This window comes from Saccharopolyspora sp. NPDC050642 (genome assembly GCF_040654735.1).
GTDB lineage: Bacteria > Actinomycetota > Actinomycetes > Mycobacteriales > Pseudonocardiaceae > Saccharopolyspora > Saccharopolyspora elongata.
Genome location: NZ_JBFAIN010000001.1, coordinates 357,606 through 377,589 on the forward strand (window position 1 = coordinate 357,606; position 19,984 = coordinate 377,589).

General features: G+C 70.8%; 17 protein-coding genes. 11 read left to right on the forward strand and 6 right to left on the reverse strand.

Annotation, left to right across the window (positions count from 1 at the left end; genetic code table 11):
• Positions 1–147: 147 nt before the first annotated feature.
• Both AB0H93_RS01655 and AB0H93_RS01660 read right to left on the reverse strand, forming a co-directional pair.
• Positions 148–1,416 (reverse strand): glycosyltransferase family 87 protein, encoded by a 1,269-nt coding sequence (locus AB0H93_RS01655; RefSeq protein ID WP_358566867.1) that lies wholly within the window; start codon positions 1,414–1,416, stop codon positions 148–150.
• A gap of 166 nt (positions 1,417–1,582) precedes the next feature.
• Positions 1,583–2,065 (reverse strand): MarR family transcriptional regulator, encoded by a 483-nt coding sequence (locus AB0H93_RS01660; RefSeq protein WP_358566869.1) that lies wholly within the window; start codon positions 2,063–2,065, stop codon positions 1,583–1,585.
• 51 nt (positions 2,066–2,116) lie between these two features.
• On the opposite strand from AB0H93_RS01660, the gene AB0H93_RS01665 reads away from it, so the two are divergent.
• Together AB0H93_RS01665 and AB0H93_RS01670 are read left to right on the forward strand one after the other, a co-directional pair.
• Entirely contained in the window at positions 2,117–3,760 is a 1,644-nt protein-coding gene (locus tag AB0H93_RS01665; RefSeq protein WP_358565741.1) for an FUSC family protein, read from the forward strand.
• A gap of 226 nt (positions 3,761–3,986) precedes the next feature.
• Complete coding sequence (locus AB0H93_RS01670) at positions 3,987–4,967, forward strand: LD-carboxypeptidase (protein ID WP_358565744.1); 981 nt, start codon at positions 3,987–3,989, stop codon at positions 4,965–4,967.
• A 383-nt stretch (positions 4,968–5,350) separates the two neighbouring features.
• On the opposite strand, the gene AB0H93_RS01675 is transcribed toward AB0H93_RS01670, so the two are convergent.
• The gene (locus AB0H93_RS01675; RefSeq protein WP_358565747.1) at positions 5,351–5,971 is read right to left on the reverse strand and encodes a TetR/AcrR family transcriptional regulator; all 621 of its coding nucleotides are present in this window, start codon (positions 5,969–5,971) and stop codon (positions 5,351–5,353) included.
• Between the two features lie 124 nt (positions 5,972–6,095).
• On the opposite strand from AB0H93_RS01675, the gene AB0H93_RS01680 reads away from it, so the two are divergent.
• The 9 genes from AB0H93_RS01680 to AB0H93_RS01720 all read left to right on the forward strand — a co-directional run bounded on the left by AB0H93_RS01680 (position 6,096) and on the right by AB0H93_RS01720 (position 15,862).
• Positions 6,096–7,106: an ABC transporter ATP-binding protein gene (locus tag AB0H93_RS01680; RefSeq protein ID WP_358565750.1), complete on the forward strand. Its 1,011-nt coding sequence runs from the start codon at positions 6,096–6,098 to the stop codon at positions 7,104–7,106.
• Positions 7,103–8,086 carry an oligopeptide/dipeptide ABC transporter ATP-binding protein gene (locus AB0H93_RS01685; RefSeq protein ID WP_358565752.1) on the forward strand — a complete coding sequence of 328 codons (984 nt, stop codon included), beginning with the start codon at positions 7,103–7,105 and terminating at the stop codon, positions 8,084–8,086. Before AB0H93_RS01680 ends, AB0H93_RS01685 begins: the two co-directional genes overlap by 4 nt.
• Positions 8,083–9,591 (forward strand): ABC transporter substrate-binding protein, encoded by a 1,509-nt coding sequence (locus AB0H93_RS01690; protein WP_358565755.1) that lies wholly within the window; start codon positions 8,083–8,085, stop codon positions 9,589–9,591. Before AB0H93_RS01685 ends, AB0H93_RS01690 begins: the two co-directional genes overlap by 4 nt.
• Complete coding sequence (locus AB0H93_RS01695; protein ID WP_358565758.1) at positions 9,588–10,568, forward strand: ABC transporter permease; 981 nt, start codon at positions 9,588–9,590, stop codon at positions 10,566–10,568. Before AB0H93_RS01690 ends, AB0H93_RS01695 begins: the two co-directional genes overlap by 4 nt.
• Positions 10,569–10,572: 4 nt before the next feature.
• The gene (locus AB0H93_RS01700; RefSeq protein WP_358565761.1) at positions 10,573–11,430 is read left to right on the forward strand and encodes an ABC transporter permease; all 858 of its coding nucleotides are present in this window, start codon (positions 10,573–10,575) and stop codon (positions 11,428–11,430) included.
• Positions 11,431–11,587: 157 nt separating this feature from the next.
• Positions 11,588–13,120: a carboxyl transferase domain-containing protein gene (locus tag AB0H93_RS01705; RefSeq protein ID WP_358565764.1), complete on the forward strand. Its 1,533-nt coding sequence runs from the start codon at positions 11,588–11,590 to the stop codon at positions 13,118–13,120.
• Between the two features lie 16 nt (positions 13,121–13,136).
• The gene (locus tag AB0H93_RS01710) at positions 13,137–14,312 is read left to right on the forward strand and encodes a CoA transferase (RefSeq protein WP_358565767.1); all 1,176 of its coding nucleotides are present in this window, start codon (positions 13,137–13,139) and stop codon (positions 14,310–14,312) included.
• Complete coding sequence (locus tag AB0H93_RS01715; RefSeq protein WP_358565770.1) at positions 14,309–15,631, forward strand: biotin carboxylase N-terminal domain-containing protein; 1,323 nt, start codon at positions 14,309–14,311, stop codon at positions 15,629–15,631. The genes AB0H93_RS01710 and AB0H93_RS01715 overlap by 4 nt, the downstream gene beginning before the upstream one ends.
• A gap of 15 nt (positions 15,632–15,646) precedes the next feature.
• A complete protein-coding gene (locus tag AB0H93_RS01720) occupies positions 15,647–15,862 on the forward strand; it encodes a biotin/lipoyl-binding carrier protein (RefSeq protein WP_132485012.1) in 216 nt (71 codons plus the stop codon).
• Between the two features lie 68 nt (positions 15,863–15,930).
• Here AB0H93_RS01720 and AB0H93_RS01725 read toward each other — a convergent pair whose 3' ends face one another.
• The 3 genes from AB0H93_RS01725 to AB0H93_RS01735 form a co-directional block, all read right to left on the reverse strand.
• A complete protein-coding gene (locus tag AB0H93_RS01725) occupies positions 15,931–16,167 on the reverse strand; it encodes a DUF397 domain-containing protein (protein WP_358565773.1) in 237 nt (78 codons plus the stop codon).
• On the reverse strand, positions 16,133–16,426 hold the full coding sequence (locus AB0H93_RS01730) for a Scr1 family TA system antitoxin-like transcriptional regulator (RefSeq protein ID WP_358566872.1): 294 nt from the start codon (positions 16,424–16,426) through the stop codon (positions 16,133–16,135). The genes AB0H93_RS01725 and AB0H93_RS01730 overlap by 35 nt, the downstream gene beginning before the upstream one ends.
• Positions 16,427–16,645: 219 nt before the next feature.
• Positions 16,646–19,891 carry a carboxyl transferase domain-containing protein gene (locus AB0H93_RS01735; protein ID WP_358565776.1) on the reverse strand — a complete coding sequence of 1,082 codons (3,246 nt, stop codon included), beginning with the start codon at positions 19,889–19,891 and terminating at the stop codon, positions 16,646–16,648.
• Positions 19,892–19,984: the final 93 nt, after the last annotated feature.

Sequence of the window (19,984 nt, forward strand, 5' to 3'; positions counted from 1 at the left end):
CGAATCGCCGCACTACGAGTTCGGATTCGGTTCAGAACAAGCGTTTTCCGTGTTCGCCCGGACACCCTGGGTGCAGCACGGCGAACTCATCCGATTGGCAACGAGTTCGCCACCGCAGACCGTCCACTGTCGAGCCGGACGCCCGGCTCAACTCCGCAACGCGGCCGCAGCGAGTGGTTCTTCCGGCGCAGTCGGCCGCGGTTGATTCCGGGCAAAACGACCGAGAAGCGCAAGCAGCGCAAATCCGAGCAGCAGATAGGGATTGCCGAAGACGTGCTGCAACGGCGTCCACGGCGGGCCCGTGGGCAGCATTCGGAACGACGCGACGAGAACGGTCGCCAGGGTCACCCCGGCGGCGAGCAACCAGCCCGGGCTGCGCAGCCGAACGGCGTAGCCGAGCAGCACCAGCAGCCCCGGCGCGCACCAGACCCAGTGATCCGACCACGACGTGGGCGACACCAGCAGCGCGAGCAGGCCGTTGGCGACCACGGCGAGCGCCGGCTCGGTCCGGCGGATCGCGTAGGCCACGACGGCCGTGCAGGCCAGCGCGAGCACCAGCCACATCCCGTTCTGCGCCACCGGGGCCAGCTCAAGCCGGGCCAGCCCGCCCATGATCGACTGGTTGGTGTGGAAGGCGGAGCCGCTGACGCCGTGCGCCGGACCCTTGCCGAACCAGTACTCCACAGCTGCCCGGTAGTTCAGCGCGAAGCCCGCCAGCGTGCCGAGCACGGCCGTCGCCACCGCGACACCGACGGCGCGGAAGTCCTTGCGGAACAGGAAGAACAGCAGGAAGGCGGCGGGCGTGAGCTTGATCGCCGCGGCGATGCCGATCAGCAGGCCGCGCGGCCAGCGCGGGTTGGGCGCCAGGCAGTCGACGATGACGAGCCCCATCAGCGCGATGTTGATCTGGCCCAGCCCGAACGAGGCGTACACCGGCTCCAGGAACAACGTCCACGGCAGCAGCGCCATCGCCACCGCGAGCGCGCCGCGCTTGCCGACCACCGGCCACATGTGGCGGGTGACCAGGTACAGCGCCGCGCCGATGGCGAGCAGGTCCACGACGTAGAGCGCGACCAGCCCGGCGACGAACGGCAGCAGCGCGAACGGCAGCAGCGGCAGCAGCGCGAACGGCGGGTACACCCAGGGCAGCACCCGGCCGATGCTGACGGTCGGGGCGGTGTTCATGATGTCGCCGCCGGCCAGCCAGGTGTGCACCGCCCAGCGGTACACCTGGTAGTCGATGCCGGAACCCTGGTCCAGCCCCGCCCGCCGCATCAGCACCAGCAGCGCGAACGACGCGATCAGCAGCGGCACCGAGACCGCGATGACGGCGCGGGAGTGGTTCACGACGATTCCGCGAAGCCGGTCCGGCAGGCCGCCGAGGTTCAGGACAGCACGGCCGGACTCGAACTGCACCGTGGCCAACTGGGTCCTCTCGATCAGGCGACCGACGTCGACCACCGCTTCGTGATCGAACGATCACTCCGAGTTCGCCAGGTCGCGGGAAACACCCGTGATGAACCGAAGAACTCTAACCCAACGAGATCAGGTGCCCGAACTCGCCTCGCCGCAGGACAGCGGGTCATCGCGCGGTTCCGTCGAGTGATTCCAGCACCTTGGCGAGCAGCTCGCCCAGTTTCTCCCGTTCGTCGGGCGCCAACGGCGCGAGCAGGTCGCGCTCGCGTTCCAGCTGCGCCGGGAACAGCCGGTCGATCAGCTCCAGCCCGCGCTCGGTGAGCCGCACGTCGATCTCCCGCCGGTCGCGCCGGGACGAGGTGCGGGTGATCAGCCCCTCGGCCTCCAGCCGGGCCAGCCGCTTGGTGGTGGCCGCGCCGGACGACAGCGTCTCTCTGGTGAGCTGACTGGGGCGCAGCCCGCCGCCGGCCCGCCGCAGCGCGCTGAGCACCTCGAACTCCATCCGCGACAACCCGGAGTCGGCGAACGCGGACTCGTCGAGCTGGTTGGTCAGCGCGCCCAGCCGCCGCACCCTGCCGATCACGTCGATCGGGGACACGTCCAGATCCGGGCGCTGCTCGCGCCATTGCGCGCTGATCCGTCCGACCACGTCGCCCAACGCAACTCCTTCACGAGTAAACCATCTGGTAATATTTTACTAGTGAACGTCTTTTCCCGCGCTACCTTCTCCCGCCTCCGCCGGACCCTGCGCACCCGCGAAGCGCTGCGGTTCAACTGGACGGTCGGCGGCGTGGTGGTGCCCGCGGCGCGCATCGGCGTGTCGTTCGCCACGCCGATAGTCGCGCTGGTGGCCCTGGACCGCATCGACCTCGTCCCCTTCGCCGCGTTCGGCGCCTTCACGTCGCTGTACTGCCGGGTGGACACGTGGTCCCGCCGGGCGCGCCTGCTGTCGCTGATCGCGCTGGGCTTGGTCGCGAGCGTGGCGGCGGCAACGATGATCGCCGCCACCACGGACCACCCGCTGGCCGGGGTCCTCGTGCTGACGGCGATCGCGGCGCTGGGGAAGCTGGCATCGGACGTGCTCGACTTCGGCCCGCCCGGCGGCCTGATGTTCGTCTTCGCGGCCGGCGCGGCCGCGTACGCCTCGCACGGCTGGTCCACCGTCGGCCTGCACATCGGGGTCACCGCCGCATCGGCGGCGCTGTCGGTGGCGCTGAGCCTGCTCGGCAACCTGCTGCACCCGACCGGGCCCCACCGGGTGGCCGCCGCCCGCGCCCTGGCGGCCGTCGCGGACCACCTCGAAACCCCGGACCACGCCACCCGCCACCGCGCGCACCTCGCGGTGCACCGAGCGTCGGCGACGCTGCGCGGCAAGCCCCACCGCGGCACGTTCGACCGCATCCGCGCCCACCTGGCCCACGCGGAAACCCTGCTCCACCACCCCGCCGACGCCGCCGGCGAACTCCGGGCTCTCTCCCGGAAGATCCACCGAGGCCGAGTCCCGGCCGCACCACACCGGCCCCCGGAACCGCAGTTTCAATTGAAACCGCAGACGACGACCCTCGGTTCGCAGTTTCAATTGAAACTGCGGACCACCCAGCGGCTGCGGCGGGTCGGGCCGTTCCTGCCCGGCGCCGGGCGGATGGTCGTCGCCTGCCTGCTCGCCGGGCTGATCACCGGCGCGCTCGGCCTCGGGCACGAGTACTGGGCGATCGTGTCGGCCAGCGCGGTGCTGCAGTCGGCGAACGCGACGAGCACCTGGCACCGGACGGTCCAGCGCACGACCGGGACCATCGCCGGGGCCCTGCCGGCCCTGGTGATGTTCGGCTTCCACCCGGGTCCGATGGCGATCCTCGTCCTGGTGGTGATCTGCCAGCTGGCCGCCGAACTCGTGGTGCAGGCCAACTACGCGCTGGGCCTGATGTTCGTGACTCCCCTGGCCCTCGGCCTCAGCTCGCTCGGCAACCCGGCGGCGCACAACGCGCTGGTCGCCGAGCGGATCGGCACCACGGTGCTGGGCGCGCTGATCGCGGCGGCGGTGAGCCTCCTGCTGATCAACCGCCAAACCACCCGCCGCCTCGAAGCGGCGATCGCCGAATGCCGCCGGGCCCAGAAATCCCTCCGCGAAGCCGTTTCACGCCAAGAGACCACTGTGGACGACATCCGCTCCCGCCTGACGCGCTCCCTCTTCGCACTACGCAACGCCCACGCGGTCGCCGAAGGCGAACTCTGGCACCGGAACGCCCGAACCCAAGAAGTCCTCGACACCGAGCACACTGCCTACGAGCTCCTCGCGGCGACGGCTCCGGCCGCCGTCGAGCTGCGGCGATTGCCGACGCGATAGGTCGCATGGGCGGCTCGAACCAGTGCGCGCCCCGTGATCACCATGGTGGACGATCAACTGCGGTAGGGGTGAGAAGCCGTCGAGACGGAGCCGCGTGGTCGAGTCCGCCAGGCTGCTGGTTCGCGGAGCGGTCTGGACTGGTAATTGCGTAGCTTGTAGCTGCGGGTGTCGGAATACTGCCCCGGTGACTCACGCTGCTACGCCTCAGCCGCTTCGGCCTCGTGCTTTGAAGCCCGGAGATCTCATCGCGATCGCCGCGCTGTCCGGCCCGCTCGAAGCCGAGCGCGTGCCGGCGCTCGAGCGGGCGGTGGCCACGCTCGAACGGATGGGGTTTCGGGTGCGTCGCGCGCCGCTGCTCGAACCCGGGCGGAGGCATTGGTGGAGTTCGGCCCCGTCGGCGCAGATCGCCGAGGAGCTCAACACTCTGCTGCGGGATCCCGAGGTGCGCGCGATCATCGCGCATGACGGGGGGCAGACAGTGCTCGGCTACCTCGACCTTGTCGACATCGAAGCGGTCACAGCCGATCCCAAGCCCATCCTCGGCTACAGCGACATCTCGTTGCTGCATCTGGTGCTTTATTCGCGCACAGGCTTGGTGGGGTTCCACGCCGACTTGGCAACGCCCGGCCTCGGCGGGGCGTGGCAGACCGTCCCCGCCGCGCGCAGAGGGGAGCATGAGGACCTTTATTCAACGCTGCTGACCGGTACCGAGGCGATCGGCGCGCTGCCTACCCGGCCGTCGTGGGAGTGCTGGCGTGCCGGGCGCGCCGAAGGACCGCTGATCGGCGGGGTGCTCAATCGCATTATGAGGGCGCAGGCGACGCGTTACGCGCTGCCGCTCGACTGGTTCGACGGCGCGGTGTTGTTCTGGGAGGAGCTCGGCGGCGAGGCGTCATGGGTGTGGAGCGACCTGCACGTGCTGCGGCACTGCGGCATCCTTGATCGCATCTCCGGCATGGTCGTCGGTGTTCCGTGCCGGATCGGTGGGCTCGGTTCGTCCGATGTCTCGCCGACCCTCCCCGAGATCGTCTTGGACGTCCTCGGCAAGCGTGATATCCCGGTACTCGGCAACGTCGATTTCGGACACGCCGGCCCGAACCTGCCGATGCCCGTCGGCGTCCGTGCCGCTCTCGATGCGGAGCAACGGACCTTGTCGCTGCTCGATCCAGCGGTCCGACCGCACGCGACAACGGGACCGGTTGGCTGACACCTTCTGCCAGCAGACGGCCCGCAATTTCAATGGAAATCGAAGGTCCGATTTCCATTGAAATTGCGGAGAACCCCGCGCCCGCCGGGATGCGGCCCATGCCGCGCGCCTGCTGAACGAACCCGTGGCGGGAGACGAGACCCCGGGAGACTCCAGCCTCAGCGTGCAGCGCCGCACCTTCTACATCCAGCGGTTCTCCCTCGACACGTGGGAGTACCTGGTCGCGGACGCGCCGGTGCACGTCTTCATGGGAGAGGACTACGTCGCCCTCGACTGGGACTGCGCAGTGACGCCCGCAATTCGGCCTTTCAAGATCTCGGACGGGAACGAGATGACAGTACGCAAGCCCGGTGTTCAGCGGAGCGGGTTTCGCCGAACCCGCATCAGGCCAGGGCGCCGTGGGCCCAGAAGTTCGCCAGTTCCCGGCTCACCTCGTGGACCTCGCGTTCCGGGTAGCGGTGGAGGACGAAGCGCGTGTAGGCGTAGTGCTCCGTCATGCCGCCCAGGAACGCCGCGCTGAGCTCCGGATCGAGGCTCGGGCGGATCAGGCCCCGCTCGATGCCCTTGCGGGCCATCCGCGTGATGCGGTCGTGGAACGTGCGCCGGCTCTCGGCCTGCATCGCTTCGATCTCCGGGTCCGTCTGCGCCGTCTCGTGCAGGACCCGGAACAGGTCGGCGTTGTCCTCGTAGTAGCGGAAGTAGCGCTCCGTGCTGATCACCACCGACTCGATCGCGTCTCCCGGGTTCCACCGGGCGCGGGACTGGTCGAAGAGGCCGTCCAGCAGCTCCGTCATCAGCTCGACCAGCGCTTCGCGCTTGTCCGTGTAGTACCGGTAGAACGCGCCGTTGGACATGCCCGCCTCGGCCGCGATGTCGGCGACGCGCGACGCCGCGAAGCCCGATCGGCCGAACACCGTGCGCGCCGCGCGCAGCAGCGATTCCTTCGAGCCGCGCCCTTTCGGCGTCTTCGGGCTGGCTACCGGTTGCAGCCGCTCAACGGCCACCGCTACCTCCTGGTGACTCGGTACAGAGATGCGCCAACTTAGCGCACGTCGAAAAACTGATATTGACGTCAGTTTTACACACAGCTTAGAGTGCCCGGCGTCACACACCCTCGGGAGGCCAGCGTTGACACTCCCCCGCAAATCCCCGGACCGGGTGCTGGAAGTCGAGCACCTGAACATCTCCTTCCTCGGCAGGAAATCCCGCACCACCGCCGTGCGCGACGTGTCCTTCGACGTCGGCGCCGGCGAGATCGTCGGCATGGCGGGCGAAAGCGGCAGCGGCAAGTCGCTGACCGCGCTCGCCGTGATGGGCCTGCTGCCCACGCCGCCCGCGGTGATCGGCGGCCGGATCCGCTTCGCGGGCACCGACCTGCTCCGCCTCCCGCAACCGGAGCGGCAGCGGCTGCGCGGCAGCGAACTCGGCATGGTCTTCCAGGAGCCGATGAGCGCGCTGGACCCGGTGTTCACCGTCGGCCACCAGCTCACCGAATGCCTGCTGGCGCATCGCGGCATGGGCAAGCGGGCCGCCCGCACGGCCGCGGTCGAGATGCTCGAAGCCGTCGGGATCCCGTTGCCGGAGCAGCGCTTCGGCGAGTACCCGCACCAGCTCTCCGGCGGGATGCGGCAGCGCGTGATGATCGCGATCGCGCTGATCTGCCGCCCCCGGCTGCTGATCGCCGACGAACCCACCACCGCCGTCGACGTGACGATCCAGGCGCAGATCCTCGAACTGCTGCGGGACCTGACGCGGCAGCACGGCACGGCGGTCCTGTTCATCACCCACGACCTCGGTGTCGTCGCCGAGCTCTGCGACCGGATGGTCACCCTCTACGCGGGCGAAACGGTCGAGAGCGGGCCCGTTTCCGACGTGCTCGGCGCGCCCCGGCACCCCTACACCTCGCGGCTGCTGCAGGCGATCCCGCGGATCGAGGCCCGCCACGCCGAGCTCAAGGCGATCCCCGGCCGGGTGCCGCCGCCGGACGCCCCGCCGCCGGGTTGCGTCTTCCACCCGCGCTGCGACTTCACCACCGACGACTGCCGGGACCACCGGCCCGAGCTGCTCCCGGTCGCCGGCGCGCGCACGGTGCGCTGCGGCCGCACCGCCGACCTGACGCTGCCGGGGGTCGCCCGGTGAGCGAGTTGCTTCAGGTCGATGACCTCGCGGTGTCGTTCGCGACCAAGCGCAAGGGCGAGCGGGTGCGCGCCGTCGACGGCGTTTCCTTCGCGCTGCGAGAGGGTGAAACGCTGGGCCTGATCGGCGAATCGGGCTCCGGCAAGTCCACGCTGAGCCGCGCGCTGCTGCAGCTGGTGCGCCCCAGTGGCGGCGAGGTGCGCCTCGCCGGCGCGGATCTGGCGGCGCTGCGCGGCCGGGCCAGGCGCGAGGCGCTGACCCGCTTGCAGATGGTGTTCCAGGACCCGAACGCGTCGCTGGACCCGCGGATGCGCATCGCGTCCAGCGTCGAAGAGCCGCTCGTGGTGCAGGGCAAGGGGAATCGCGCCGAGCGCAGGACCCGCGCGCTGGCGGCGCTGGAGTCGGTCGGCCTGTCGGCCGAACACGGCGAGCGCTACCCGCACGAGCTCTCCGGCGGCCAGAAGCAGCGGGTCAACATCGCCCGCGCGCTCGTCCTGGATCCGGCGCTGGTGGTCTGCGACGAACCGGTGTCGGCGCTGGACGTGGCGCTGCAGGCGGAGATCCTCGACCTGCTGCGCCGGCTGCAGGCCGGCCTCGGGCTGTCCTACCTGTTCATCACCCACGACCTGGCGGTGGTCTCGAACATCGCCGACCGGGTCGCGGTGATGTACCTGGGCCGGCTGATGGAACTCGGCCCGGTGGACGAGGTGGTGGAGCGGCCGCTGCACCCCTACACCGAGGCGCTGGTCTCGGCGCAGCCGCGGATCGGCGCCCAGCAGCGGGACCGGATCGTCCTCGAAGGCGACATCCCGAGCCCGGTGGACCCGCCGTCGGGCTGCCGGTTCCGCACCCGGTGCCGGTACGCGCAGCAGCGGTGCGCCGAGGAGGTCCCGAAGTGGGCGGAGGTCGAACCGGGTCGCTGGTCCGCGTGCCACTTCCCCGAATCCCTGCCGCTGCGCGGCGTCGAAGGAGGCCAGGCGTGAAGCGCATCGCCGCAGTGGCCTGGGTGTTGCTGCTGGCGCTGACCGCGTGCGGCAGTGGAGCAGCCGAGGGCGGGCAGCACCTGCGGGTGGCGTGGCGGTCCAATCCGTCCTCTTTGGACCCGCAGCGCGGCAACTCCGGTTCGGACCACGCGATCCTCTACACCATGTACGACACCCTGGTGTCGTTCGACCCGAAGACGCTGGAGCCCGCGCCGGGACTGGCCGAGTCCTGGAACCAGGACGACCCGACCGCGCTGGTGCTGCACCTGCGTCCGGACGTGCGGTTCCACGACGGCACGCCGGTCGACGCGCAGGCCGTCAAGTACAACATCGAGCGCGCCAAGGGCCCCAAGTCCAACATCAAGTCCGACGTGGCCGCCGTGACCGGCGTCGACGTGCTCGACGCGCGGACGGTGCGGCTGAACCTGGCCAGGCCGGACAGCTCGTTGCTGCTCACACTGGCCGACCGCGCCGGGATGCTGGTCTCCCCCACCGCCGCCGAGCGCGAGGGCGACGCCTTCGAACGCAATCCCGTCGGTGCCGGCCCCTGGAAGTTCGTCGAATGGCGCTACGGCCAGCTGGTGCGGGTGGAGCGCTTCCCCGGCTACTGGCAACGCGGGCTGCCGCACCTGGACAGCATCGACTTCACGATCATGAAGGACGGCTCGACCGCGGTGAACGCGCTGCGCTCCGGCCAGCAGGACATGGTGTTCAACCCGCCGCCGCAGGACGTCGGGCTGCTCAGCGCGGCGAAGGGCACCAAGGTCGCCGCGGGCCCGCAGCTGTACCAGCTGATCATCTACCTGGACCTGAGCGCGCCGGTGTTCCGCGACCAGCGGGTCCGCGAGGCGCTGAACCTGGCGCTGGACCGCGAGCAGATCCTGAAGGTCACGCAGTTCGGGCAGGGCGAACCGGGCTGGACGCCGCTGCCGTCGGACCACTGGGCGTTCCCGAAGTCCGCCGTGCCCACCTACCCGCACGACCCCGACCGGGCCCGGCGGCTGCTCGCCGACGCCGGTCACGCCGACGGCCTGCGGTTCCCGCTGCTCACCTACCCGGATCCGGTCAACGTGCGGCTGGCCGAGGTGCTGAAGTACCAGCTCGGCAAGGTGGGCGTGCAGATCGACCTGATCCCGACCGAGCTGACCCAGGCCAGCAGCGAGTTCTTCAACGAGCGCAAGTACCCGGCGCTGCTGTCGGCCTGGACCGGGCGGCCGGACCCGGGCCTGACCTACAAGCTGATGTTCACCGAGCGCGGCTACTACAACGCCGGGCACGTCGCCACGCCCGGCATCGACGAGGCGCTCAACGCCGCGAACAGCACGGCGGATCTGGCCCAGCGGTCCGAGAAGCTGGGCGCGGTGGCCCGGATCGTGGCCGACCAGTCGCTCTTCGTGCCGCTGATCTTCCCGGACGCGGTCGCCGCCTACCGGGAGCACGTGCAGGGCTTCGAACCGAACTTGCTGGGCAAACCCAAGTTCACCACCGTGAGGATCCAACGATGACCGCGCTGGCTTTGCGACCGGGCCGGGACACCGCGCTGCTGCGCATGATCGGCCGGCGGGTCCTGATGGCCGTCCCGACCCTGGTGCTGGCGACGTTCGTGGTGTTCGGCCTGCTGCACCTGATCCCCGGCGACCCCGCGCAGGCCATCGCCGGGGAGCACGCCACCCCGGAGCGGCTGGCCGAGATCCGCGCCCAGCTCGGGCTGGACCAGCCGTTCGCGCTGCAGTACCTCGACTGGCTGCGGCACGCGATCACCGGTGATCTCGGCGCCTCGCTGAGCACCGGCGAGAGCGTGGGATCGCTGATCTGGCAACGGCTTCCCACCACGCTGACGCTCGGCGCGGCGGCGCTGCTGGTGGCCGTCGGCCTCGGCGTTCCGCTCGGCGTGGCCGCCGCGCTGCGGCAGGGGCGGCCGGCCGACACCGCCATCACCGGCGCGGCGACGCTGGGCATCGCGGTGCCGAACTTCTGGATCGGCATGGTGCTGGTGCTGGTCTTCGCCGTCCAGCTGCAGTGGTTGCCCGCGACGGGATTCGTCGGCCTCACCGAGAATCCCGTGCAGACGCTGCAATACGTGGTCCTGCCCGCGATCGCGCTCGGCATGGTCGGCGCCGCCGAGGTGTGCCGCCAGCTGCGCAGCGCGCTGATCGAGGTGCTGCGGTCGGACTTCATGCGCACCCACCGGGCGAAAGGCCTGTCGCACCGGACGATGGTCTGGCGGCACGCCTTGAAGAACGCCGGGCTGCCGCTGGCGACGATCATCGGTCTGCTGGTCAGCCGGGTGCTCGGCGCGAGCGTCGTGGTGGAGACGCTGTTCGCGATCCCCGGTCTCGGGACGCTCGTCGTGGAGGCGACCACCCAGCGCGACTACCCGGTGATCCAGGGCGTCGTGCTGATCACCGCGCTGCTGGTGCTGCTCACGAACCTGGTGGTCGACCTGGCCTACCGGTTCATCGACCCGCGTATCTCGGAGTGATGCCATGACCACGCTTTCCCCACCGCGCCGGGAGAACCGGCTGTGGCTGGTCGTGCGGGACTGGCGCGGCCTGGCGTCCGCCGGCTACCTCGTGGTGCTGGTGGCGCTGGCGCTGCTGGCGCCGGTGGTGACCGCGCACGAACCCAACGCGCAGAACTTCGACGCCATCCTCGCCCCGGCCGGCACGCCCGGCTACCTGCTCGGCAGCGACGACCTCGGCCGGGACGTGCTCAGCAGGCTGATCCACGGCGCGCAGGCGTCGCTGCTGGCCAGCTTCCTGGCGGTCGGGGTGGCACTGCTGATCGGCATCCCGCTCGGGCTGGCCGCGGGCTACCTCGGCGGCATCGTCGACAGCGCGGTGATGCGCGTGGTGGACACGCTGCTGTCGTTCCCGGCGATCATCCTCGCGATCGCGATCACGGCGGCGCTGCAGCCGAGCCTGGTCAACTCGATGATCTCGGTCGGCATCGTGTTCGCGCCTTCGGTGGCCCGCTTGATGCGCGCGCAGGTCCTCGCGGTGAAGGAGGAGACCTACGTCGAGGCGGCACGCAGCTTCGGCAGCCGGGGCAGGCACCTCGTGCTGCGGCACCTGGTGCCGAACTCGATCCAGCCGGTGCTCGTGCAGTCCAGCCTGCTGCTGGCGCACGCGCTGATCGCCGAGGCCAGCCTGAGCTTCCTCGGCCTCGGCGTGCAGCCACCCGACCCGAGCTGGGGCTCGATGCTGGCCCGCGCCTACACGTTCCTCTACCAGGCACCGCTGCAGATGCTGGTGCCCGGCATCGCGATCGCGGCGACGGCACTGGCGTTCAACGTCCTCGGCGACGTCGCGCAACAGGCCCTCGACCCGCGCCGGAACCGCTAGGAGCTGACCCGAATGCGTCGCACAACGCTTCCGGCACCACGCCGTCCACCCGTCCGCATGCCCGCTCGCGAGTTGGCGTTCTCGCGCGAAAACGGCGCGCGTGCCGCGCGCTGACGCGCCTCCACCGACCGATCCACGTGACCACTTTGGAGGGACATTGTCCTGGCAGCCGGAAATCGACGAACTGCGGCGGCGCGAGGAGCTCGCGCAGCGCATGGGCGGGCCGGAGAAGGTCAAGCGGCAGCACGACCACGGCAAGCTGACCGTCCGGGAACGCATCGACGAGCTGCTGGATCCCGGCAGCTTCCACGAGATCGGCGGCATCGCCGGGAAGTTCCAGCCGGACGGCGCGTTCCAGCCCGCGAACTTCGTGTTCGGCCGCGGGCGGCTGCACGCCAGGCCGGTCGTGGTCGGCGGCGACGACTTCACGGTGCGCGGCGGCGCGTCGGACGCCTCGATCCGGGAGAAGCAGATCATGGCCGAGCAGCTGGCCAACGAGCTGCAGATCCCGCTGGTGCGGCTGGTCGACGGCACCGGCGGCGGCGGTTCGATCCGCTCGCTGGAGACCATCGGCCGCACCTACGTCCCGGCCAACCCGGGATGGGAGTGGGTCGCGGCGAACCTGGGCACCATCCCGGTGGTGGCGCTGGCGCTGGGCTCGGTCGCCGGGCTCGGCGCCGCGCGGGTGGCCGCCAGCCACTACTCGGTGATGGTGCGCGGCATCTCGCAGGTCTTCGCCGCCGGGCCGCCGCTGGTGGCCCGGCTGGGGCAGGCCGTCACCAAGGAGGAGCTGGGCGGCAGCGACATCCACGGCCGCAACGGCGTGGTGTTCGACGTGGTCGACTCCGAGAAGGAGGCCTTCGACCGCACCCGCCGCTTCCTGTCCTACCTGCCGCCGTCGGTGCACCAACTGCCGCCGCGCGCGGAGTGCGGCGACGACACCGAGCGCCGCGAGGACTGGCTGATCGAGGCCATCCCCCGCGACCGGCGCCGCCCCTACCGCATCCGCCCGATCATCAACGCCGTGGTGGACCAGGGCTCGTTCCTGGAGCTCGGCAGGGGCTTCGGCCGGTCCGCGGTCGGCGGCCTGGCGCGGCTGAACGGCTGGCCGGTGGCGGTGCTGGCCAGCGACCCGATGGTCTACGGCGGCGGCATGACCGCCGACTCCAGCCGCAAGATCGAGTGGCTGGTGGACCTCGCCGAGACGTTCCACCTGCCGGTGGTTCACCTGGTGGACCAGCCCGGCTTCGTCATCGGCGTGGAGGCCGAGAAGGCGGGCACCATGCGCTACGGCGTGCGCGCGCTCAACGCCGTCTACCAGGCGAAGGTGCCGTGGGCGTCGGTGATCCTGCGCAAGGTCTTCGGCGTCGCGGGTGCCGCGCACACCAACGCCGCGCGGGTGCACTACCGCTACGCGTGGCCATCGGCGGACTGGGGCTCCCTGCCCATCGAGGGCGGCGTCGAGGCCGCGTACCGGGCCGACCTGGACGCCGCCGAGGACAGGCAGGCGCTGCTGGACGAGATCACCGAGAAGATGAACGCGATCCGCTCCCCGTTCCGCACGGCGGAGGCGTTCAACATCGAGGAGATCATCGATCCCCGCGACACGAGACCGCTGCTGTGCGAGTTCGCCGAACTGGCCGCACCGCTGCGCGCCGCAGGCCCTTCGACCTGGCATTTCAGGGGGTAGCGTGATGATCAGCGCCATGAGCGGGGTGCGCGTGCTGGAGATCGCGCACTACATCGCCGGACCGCAGTGCTGCCAGATCCTCGCCGACCACGGGGCCGAGGTGATCAAGGTCGAGCCGCCGGACGGCGAGATGGGCCGCCGCGCCCAGCCGGTCCACGACGGCGACAGCTTCTACTTCGCCGCGAACAACCGCACCAAGCGCGCCATCGCCCTCGATCTGCGCAGCGAGCAGGGCAAGGAGGTCCTGCACGAGCTGATCGGCCGGGCCGACGTGCTGGTGACCAACTACGCCAACGGCGTGCCGGACCGGCTCGGTTTCGGCTTCGACGAGGTGCACCGGATCAACCCGCGGGCCGTGATGGTGCACATCACCGGATTCGGCCGCACCGGGCCGTATTCGTCGTGGGTGGCCTACGACGGCATCATCCAGGCGATGAGCGGGCTGGCCGACATGACCGGCGAGCCCGACGGCGCGCCGACCATCGCGGGGCCGTTCGTCGCCGACAACGTCACCGGCATGCAGGCGGCGATGGCGGCCATGCTCGGCCTGCTGGCGCGGGAGCGCACCGGCCGGGGCCAGCTGATCGACGTGGGCATGCTGGATTCGATGGTCCCGCTGCTGGCGCACCACCTCTCGGTCGCGGCGGCGGGCATCGGCGAGCCGACGCGGTGGGGTTCGGCGCTGCCGACGAACTACTCCGGGCTGTACCCGGCCGGCGACGGCTGGGTGTACATCGCGCCGATCACGCCGAAGATGTGGGAGTCCTTCAGCACCCTGCTCGGCCACCCGGAGTGGGCGGAGCAGGAGGCGGCCGAGAGCGGCTGGCGGGTGCGGGAGCGCGAGCGGATCGACGCGCAGGTCGTCGAGTGGACCCGGGGCCGCACGAAGGCCGAGGTCGTGGCGGCGCTGCAGGCCGACGGGGTGGTGTGCGGGCCGGTGCAGTCGGTGGCCGATCTGGTGTCGGATCCGCAGGTCCGGGCCCGGGGCATCGCGGTGGAGGTGCCGTTGCGCGACGGCGTGCACGCGACGGTGCCCGGCCCGGCGCTGCGGCTGGCAGACACCCCGGCCCGCTCCCCCGAACGCCCGCCGGGGCTGGGCGAGCACACCGACGAGGTGCTGGCGCAACTCGGGTACTCGGCGGAGCGGATCAGCGCGCTGCGCCGGGACAACGTCACGGGGAGGGCCTCGTGATCGACGGCCTGCTGGTGGCCAACCGGGGCGAGATCGCGCGGCGGATCATCCGGACCGCCCGCCGGCTCGGGGTGCGGACCATCGCGATCCATTCCGAAGTGGACACCGGGCTGCCCTACGTCGCCGAAGCCGACGAGGCGGTTCCGCTGGACTCGCCGCGCGACTTCCTCTCGGCGGAGGCGATCCTCGCGGTGGCGCGGAAGACCGGGGCGACGGCGGTGCACCCGGGCTACGGGTTCCTGTCGGAGAATCCGGATTTCGCCCGCCGCTGCGCGGCTGCGGGCCTGGTCTGGGTCGGTCCGTCGCCGGAGGCGATGGAGCTGCTCGCCGACAAGGCGGCGGCGCGGGCGCACATGGCGTCGGCCGGGGTTCCGGTGCTGCCGGGCAGTTCCGGGATCGCGTCGGCCGCCGAAGCCGACGCCGCCGCCTCGGAGCTGGGTTTTCCGTTGATGGTCAAGGCCGTTTCGGGTGGCGGCGGCATCGGTATGGGCGTCGCTCGCGATGCCGGGTCCCTGGAACGCGCGGTGCGGACCGCGCTGTCGCGGGGCGGGAGCGCGTTCGGCGACGCCCGGATTCTGCTGGAGCGGTACGTGCCGCGCGCCCGGCACGTGGAGGTGCAGGTCGTCGGCATGCCCGACGGCTCGGTCCGCGCGTTCGGCGAGCGGGACTGCTCGGTGCAGCGGCGACATCAGAAGGTCGTGGAGGAATGTCCTTCCCCGGCCGTGGATGCCGCGCTGCGCTCCCGGCTGTGCGCGGCTGCGGTCCGGGCGGCCGAGAGCGTCGGGTACCGCAATGCGGGCACCGTGGAGTTCCTGCTCGATCCCGGCACCGGGGAGTTCTTCTTCCTGGAGGTGAACACCAGGCTGCAGGTCGAGCACCCGATCACCGAGGAGGTGCACGGCGTGGACCTGGTGGAGCTCCAGCTGCGGATCGCCGCAGGGGCGGACGTTCCGGCGGACTTCCCCGCGCCGCGCGGGCATGCCGTCGAGCTGCGGCTCTACGCCGAGGATCCGGTCCGCTTCCTGCCCCGGCCAGGGCGGATCACCGGGTGGACCGAGCCGGCCGGGGTGCGGGTCGAGTCGGGCTACGCGGCGAACACCGAGGTGAGCCCGCACTTCGACCCGCTGCTGGCGAAGATCGTGGTGCACGGCGCCGACCGCGCGGACGCCCTGGCCCGGGCGCGGCGGGCGGTCGAGGAGTTCGTCGTGCGGGGCCCGAAGTGCAACCTGCCGTTCCTGGCCGAAGTGCTGGACGCCCCGGAGTTCCTCTCCGGGAACTACGACACCGGCGTGGTCGACCGGATCATCGCCGCCCGCTGATCTGAAGGGGACAACATGGAGATCAAGGCCGAAATGGTCGCCAACGTCTGGAAGGTGCTGGTGACCGAGGGCACGGCGGTCAAGGCGGACCAGGAGCTGGCCGTCCTGGAGTCGATGAAGATGGAAATCCCGGTGCTCAGCGAAACCGACGGGGTGGTGACCCGCGTGGCGGTCGCCGAAGGCGACGCGGTCAACGAAGGCGACCTCATCGCCGTCGTCTCCGCGGAGTGAACCCCCGTGAGTCTTTTGGGTTGCCAGAGCAGCCCAAAAGACTCACGGTCCCCGTCACACCTGGGCATTCACCTGGTGTCAACGCGCATCGAATGCGCCGCCGCGGAGCTTGGTGCTGAAGTCTCGCCACCGGGCTTGCGCAAAGGCCAACGTTCCACCTTCGCGATCCCTGGTGTGTCTCGGACTCCGACGGCGCCGGCTGCGAATCCGATCTCAACGCAGTTGTGCGTTTCGTTGCTGCGGCTCGACTTCCGCCAACCTGTGAACTGACTACTGCTTGCCACCTTGCTTCTTCCTCGCCTCACGGATCAGCTGCAATGACCGGTCAGCCGACGCCGCAGCGCCGAGCACGTGCGGCGATACGTGTTCGACGGCCTCCCGGTCGTCCGCGTAACGAGCTTCTCCCAACAGGTCGAGATAAACCAAGCCCGGATGGCCCTGCAACGATGGCGGAAAAGTCATCAGCGTCCAAGAAGTGCCCTGCCCCTGGTGTGCGCCTGCATCGAGTGGCAGTACTTGCAGATCGACGGTCGGAGTCTGCCAGGACGAGGTCGAGTTCGAGATCGGTGGTCAGTCCGGCTTCGACCTCTTCACCACCGAGGCGGGCCTCGCAATGCTCGTCGCCAAGGCCACTGACGCCCTTCGGGAGCTCCGCGAGCTCAGGGCTCAAGAGGAGCAGCAGCCGCGGTGCTCGGCTAGCGGAGGGCTTGGTCAGGTCGGGTGTCGTGAGTGATTTTTGGTGCTATAGCGACCCAAAGCACTCACGACACCCATCCAAAGCCGCTACCAGGCGTCGACGATGGCTCGTGCCTGGGGGTTGGTCCAGCCCGCTCGCGCTACCGGGGGGAGGGCTCGCAGCAGGAGGTCCCTGGTGTCGGCCGGGTCGATGACGTCGTCGATCTCCAGGTGCATCGCCGTGTTGATCGCGCTGCCCGTCTCGTACATCTGGGCCACCAGCTCTTCGTAGCGCCGCTGGCGCTGCTCCGGGTCGGCGATCGCCTCCAGCTCGCGGCGGAAGCCCAGGCGCACCGCGCCTTCCAGGCCCATGCCGCCGACCTCGCCGCTCGGCCACGCCACCGTCAGCGCCGGTTTGGTCATCGTGCCGCCTGCCATGGCCATCGCGCCGAGACCGTAGCTCTTGCGCAGCACCACCGTCGCCATCGGCACCGTCAGGCGCGCGCCGTGCACGAACATCCGGCCGAAGTGCCGCACCGTCGCCGTCTTCTCCGACTCCGGGCCGACCATGAATCCCGGTGTGTCGCACAGCGATACCACCGGCAGCCCGAACACCTCGCACAGTTGCAGCATCCGCGCCAGCTTGTCGGCGCCGTCGGCGTCGATCGCGCCGCCGAGCACCATCGGGTTGTTCGCGATCAGCCCCATCGGCCGGCCCGCGATGCGCACCAGCGCGGTGATCGTGCAGCGGCCGAACTCCGGCCGCAGCTCCAGCACCGAGCCCTCGTCGCAGAGGATGTCGATCGCGGCGTGCACGTCGTAGGCGCGCTTGCGGTTCTCCGGCACCACGTGGCGCAGTCCGCGCTGGTCCGGCTCGGAGTGGTCGGCGACATCGCCCTGGAAGTAGGACAGGTAGCGCTTGGCCACCGCGACCGCCTCGGCCTCGTCGTCGACCGCCACGTCGACGACGCCGTTGGCCGTCTGCACGTCGATCGGGCCGATCTCCTCGGGGGCGAACACGCCGAGCCCGCCGCCCTCGATCATCGCCGGGCCGCCCATGCCGATGTTGGCGTCGCGGGTCGCGATCACCACGTCGCAGGTGCCCAGCAGCGCGGCGTTGCCCGCGTAGCAGCGGCCCGCCGCGATGCCGACCGTCGGAACCCGGCCGCTGAGCTCGCCCAGCGCCAGGAACGACGGGGTGATCAGGCCGCCGCCCTTGGGGATGTCGACGTCGCCCGGCCGGCCGCCGCCGCCCTCGGCGAACAGCACCACCGGGTACTGCCGCTGCCGCGCGACCTCCAGGATCCGGTCTGTCTTGCGGTGGTTGAAGTAGCCCTGCGTGCCCGCCAGCACGGTGTAGTCGTAGGCGAGCACCGCGCAGGTGCTGCGTTCCGGCCCGAACTGCGCGCCGTTGACCTGGCCGACGCCGGTGATCATGCCGTCGGCGGGCGTGTTGCGCAGCAGGTCGTCGAGCTCGCGGCGCTTGCGCTGCGCCGCGATGGCGAAGCCGCCGTACTCGGTGAAGGTTCCCTCGTCGACCAGGTCGGCCACGTTCTCGCGCGCGGTGCGCATGCCTCGCGAGTGGCGTTTGCGCACTGCTTCGGGCCGGCTCTCGTCGGCCCACAGGCTCTTCCGCTCCAGCACGCGGGCCAGGTCGGGCCGGATGTGGTCGGGGTCGATGCGCTCGTCCGCGAGGTCGGCGACGCCGAGCTCGTCGTTGCCGGCGACGATCACCACCGGGTCCCCGGCGTCGACCACGTCGCCTTCCCGGAAGCGGACCTGCGTCACCGCGCCGCCGCTTTCCGCGCGGATGACGTGCTGCATCTTCATCGCTTCCAGCACCATCACGACCTGCCCGCGCGCGACCACGTCGCCGAGCACCACCTCCACCGCGACGACCGAGCCGCTCATCGGCGCGACGGTGGCGCCGAGGGGCGCGTCCGGCACGGCGTTCGGCGCGGCCTCCAGCAGCCCGGCGCGATTGCTGTCTACATAGGACGTCGGGCAGCGTCCGGCGGCGAACTCGTCGGAGCGCAGGATCGCCTGCTGCAGCGGGAGGTTCGTGGCGACACCGGTGATCTGCAGCTCGTCGAGCGCCTGGACCGCCAGCCTGCGGGCCGCCGTGAACCCCGCCGCGTCGTGCACCACGATCTTGGCCAGCAGGGAGTCGAAACCCGGGTTGGTGCGGTATCCCGGATAGCCGGCCGTGTCGACGCGGATACCGCGCCCCGCGGGCATCCCGAACCGATCGAGCACGCCCGACTGCGGCAGGACCTGCCCGTCGGCGGTCATCGTCTCGGCGTTGATCCGGATCTGGATCGCGCTGCCGCGCGGGCACGGCACTCGATCCTGGTCGAGACCGAGGTCGGCGAGGCTCGCGCCGGCGGCGATCTCCAGCTGACTGCGCACCAGGTCCAGGCCGAGCACCTCCTCGGTGACGGTGTGCTCCACCTGCAGCCGCGGATTGACCTCCATGAAGAAGAACTCCTGGCCGCCGACCAGGAATTCCACGGTCGCCACGCCCCGGTAGCCGGCGGCGCCGACCAGCCGGGTGGCGGCCTGCAGCACGTTCTGCCGCAGCTGCCGGTCGAGTCCCTGGGCGGGCGCGACCTCGATCAGCTTCTGGTGCCGCCGCTGCACGCTGCAGTCGCGGTCCCAGAGGTGCGCGACCTCCTGGCCATCGCCGATCACCTGGACCTCGATGTGCCGGGCGTCGGTGAGCAGCCGTTCGATGTAGAGCTCTCCGGAGCCGAACGCGGCGAGCGCCTCCGCCTCGCAGGCCCGGTACGCCTCGGCGAGCTCGTCCCGGCCGCGCACCACGCGCATGCCCCGGCCGCCGCCACCGGCGACGGCCTTGATCACCGCCGCGCTGCGCCCGTGCGAGAGGTCCGGTTCGAGGGTGTCCAGGAAGCGTTCCATGTCGGCGAGCGTCGCCACCGCCGTTCCGGGCAGCGTCGGGATCGCCAGTTCGGTGGCGAGCGCGCGGGCCTTCGCCTTGTCGCCGAAGAGCTCCAGCGCGCTCGGGTCCGGGCCGACGAACGCGATGCCCGCGTCGGCGCAGGCCCTGGCCAGGGCGGGGTTCTCCGAGAGGAACCCGTATCCGGGGTGGATGGCCTGGGCGCCGGTCTTGCGGGCCGCTTCGATGATCGCGGCGACGTCGAGGTAGGCGGCGGCGCCGTTCTCGGGCAGCGGCACGGCCTCGTCGCAGCGGGCCACGTGCAGCGAGTCGGCGTCGTCCGCCGCGTGCACGCCGACCGTGCCGATGCCCAGCACCGCCGCGGCGCGGAAGACCCGCAACGCGATCTCGCCCCGGTTCGCGACCAGCAACGTCCCGAACGGCTCCCCGATGCCCATCCACGCCTCCTACGCGCCGCACTGCGCCTGCCGGACCGCACCGACACATACCGACCAGTCGGTTCCTGGTGCCCAGCCTGGTGAAGAACCAGG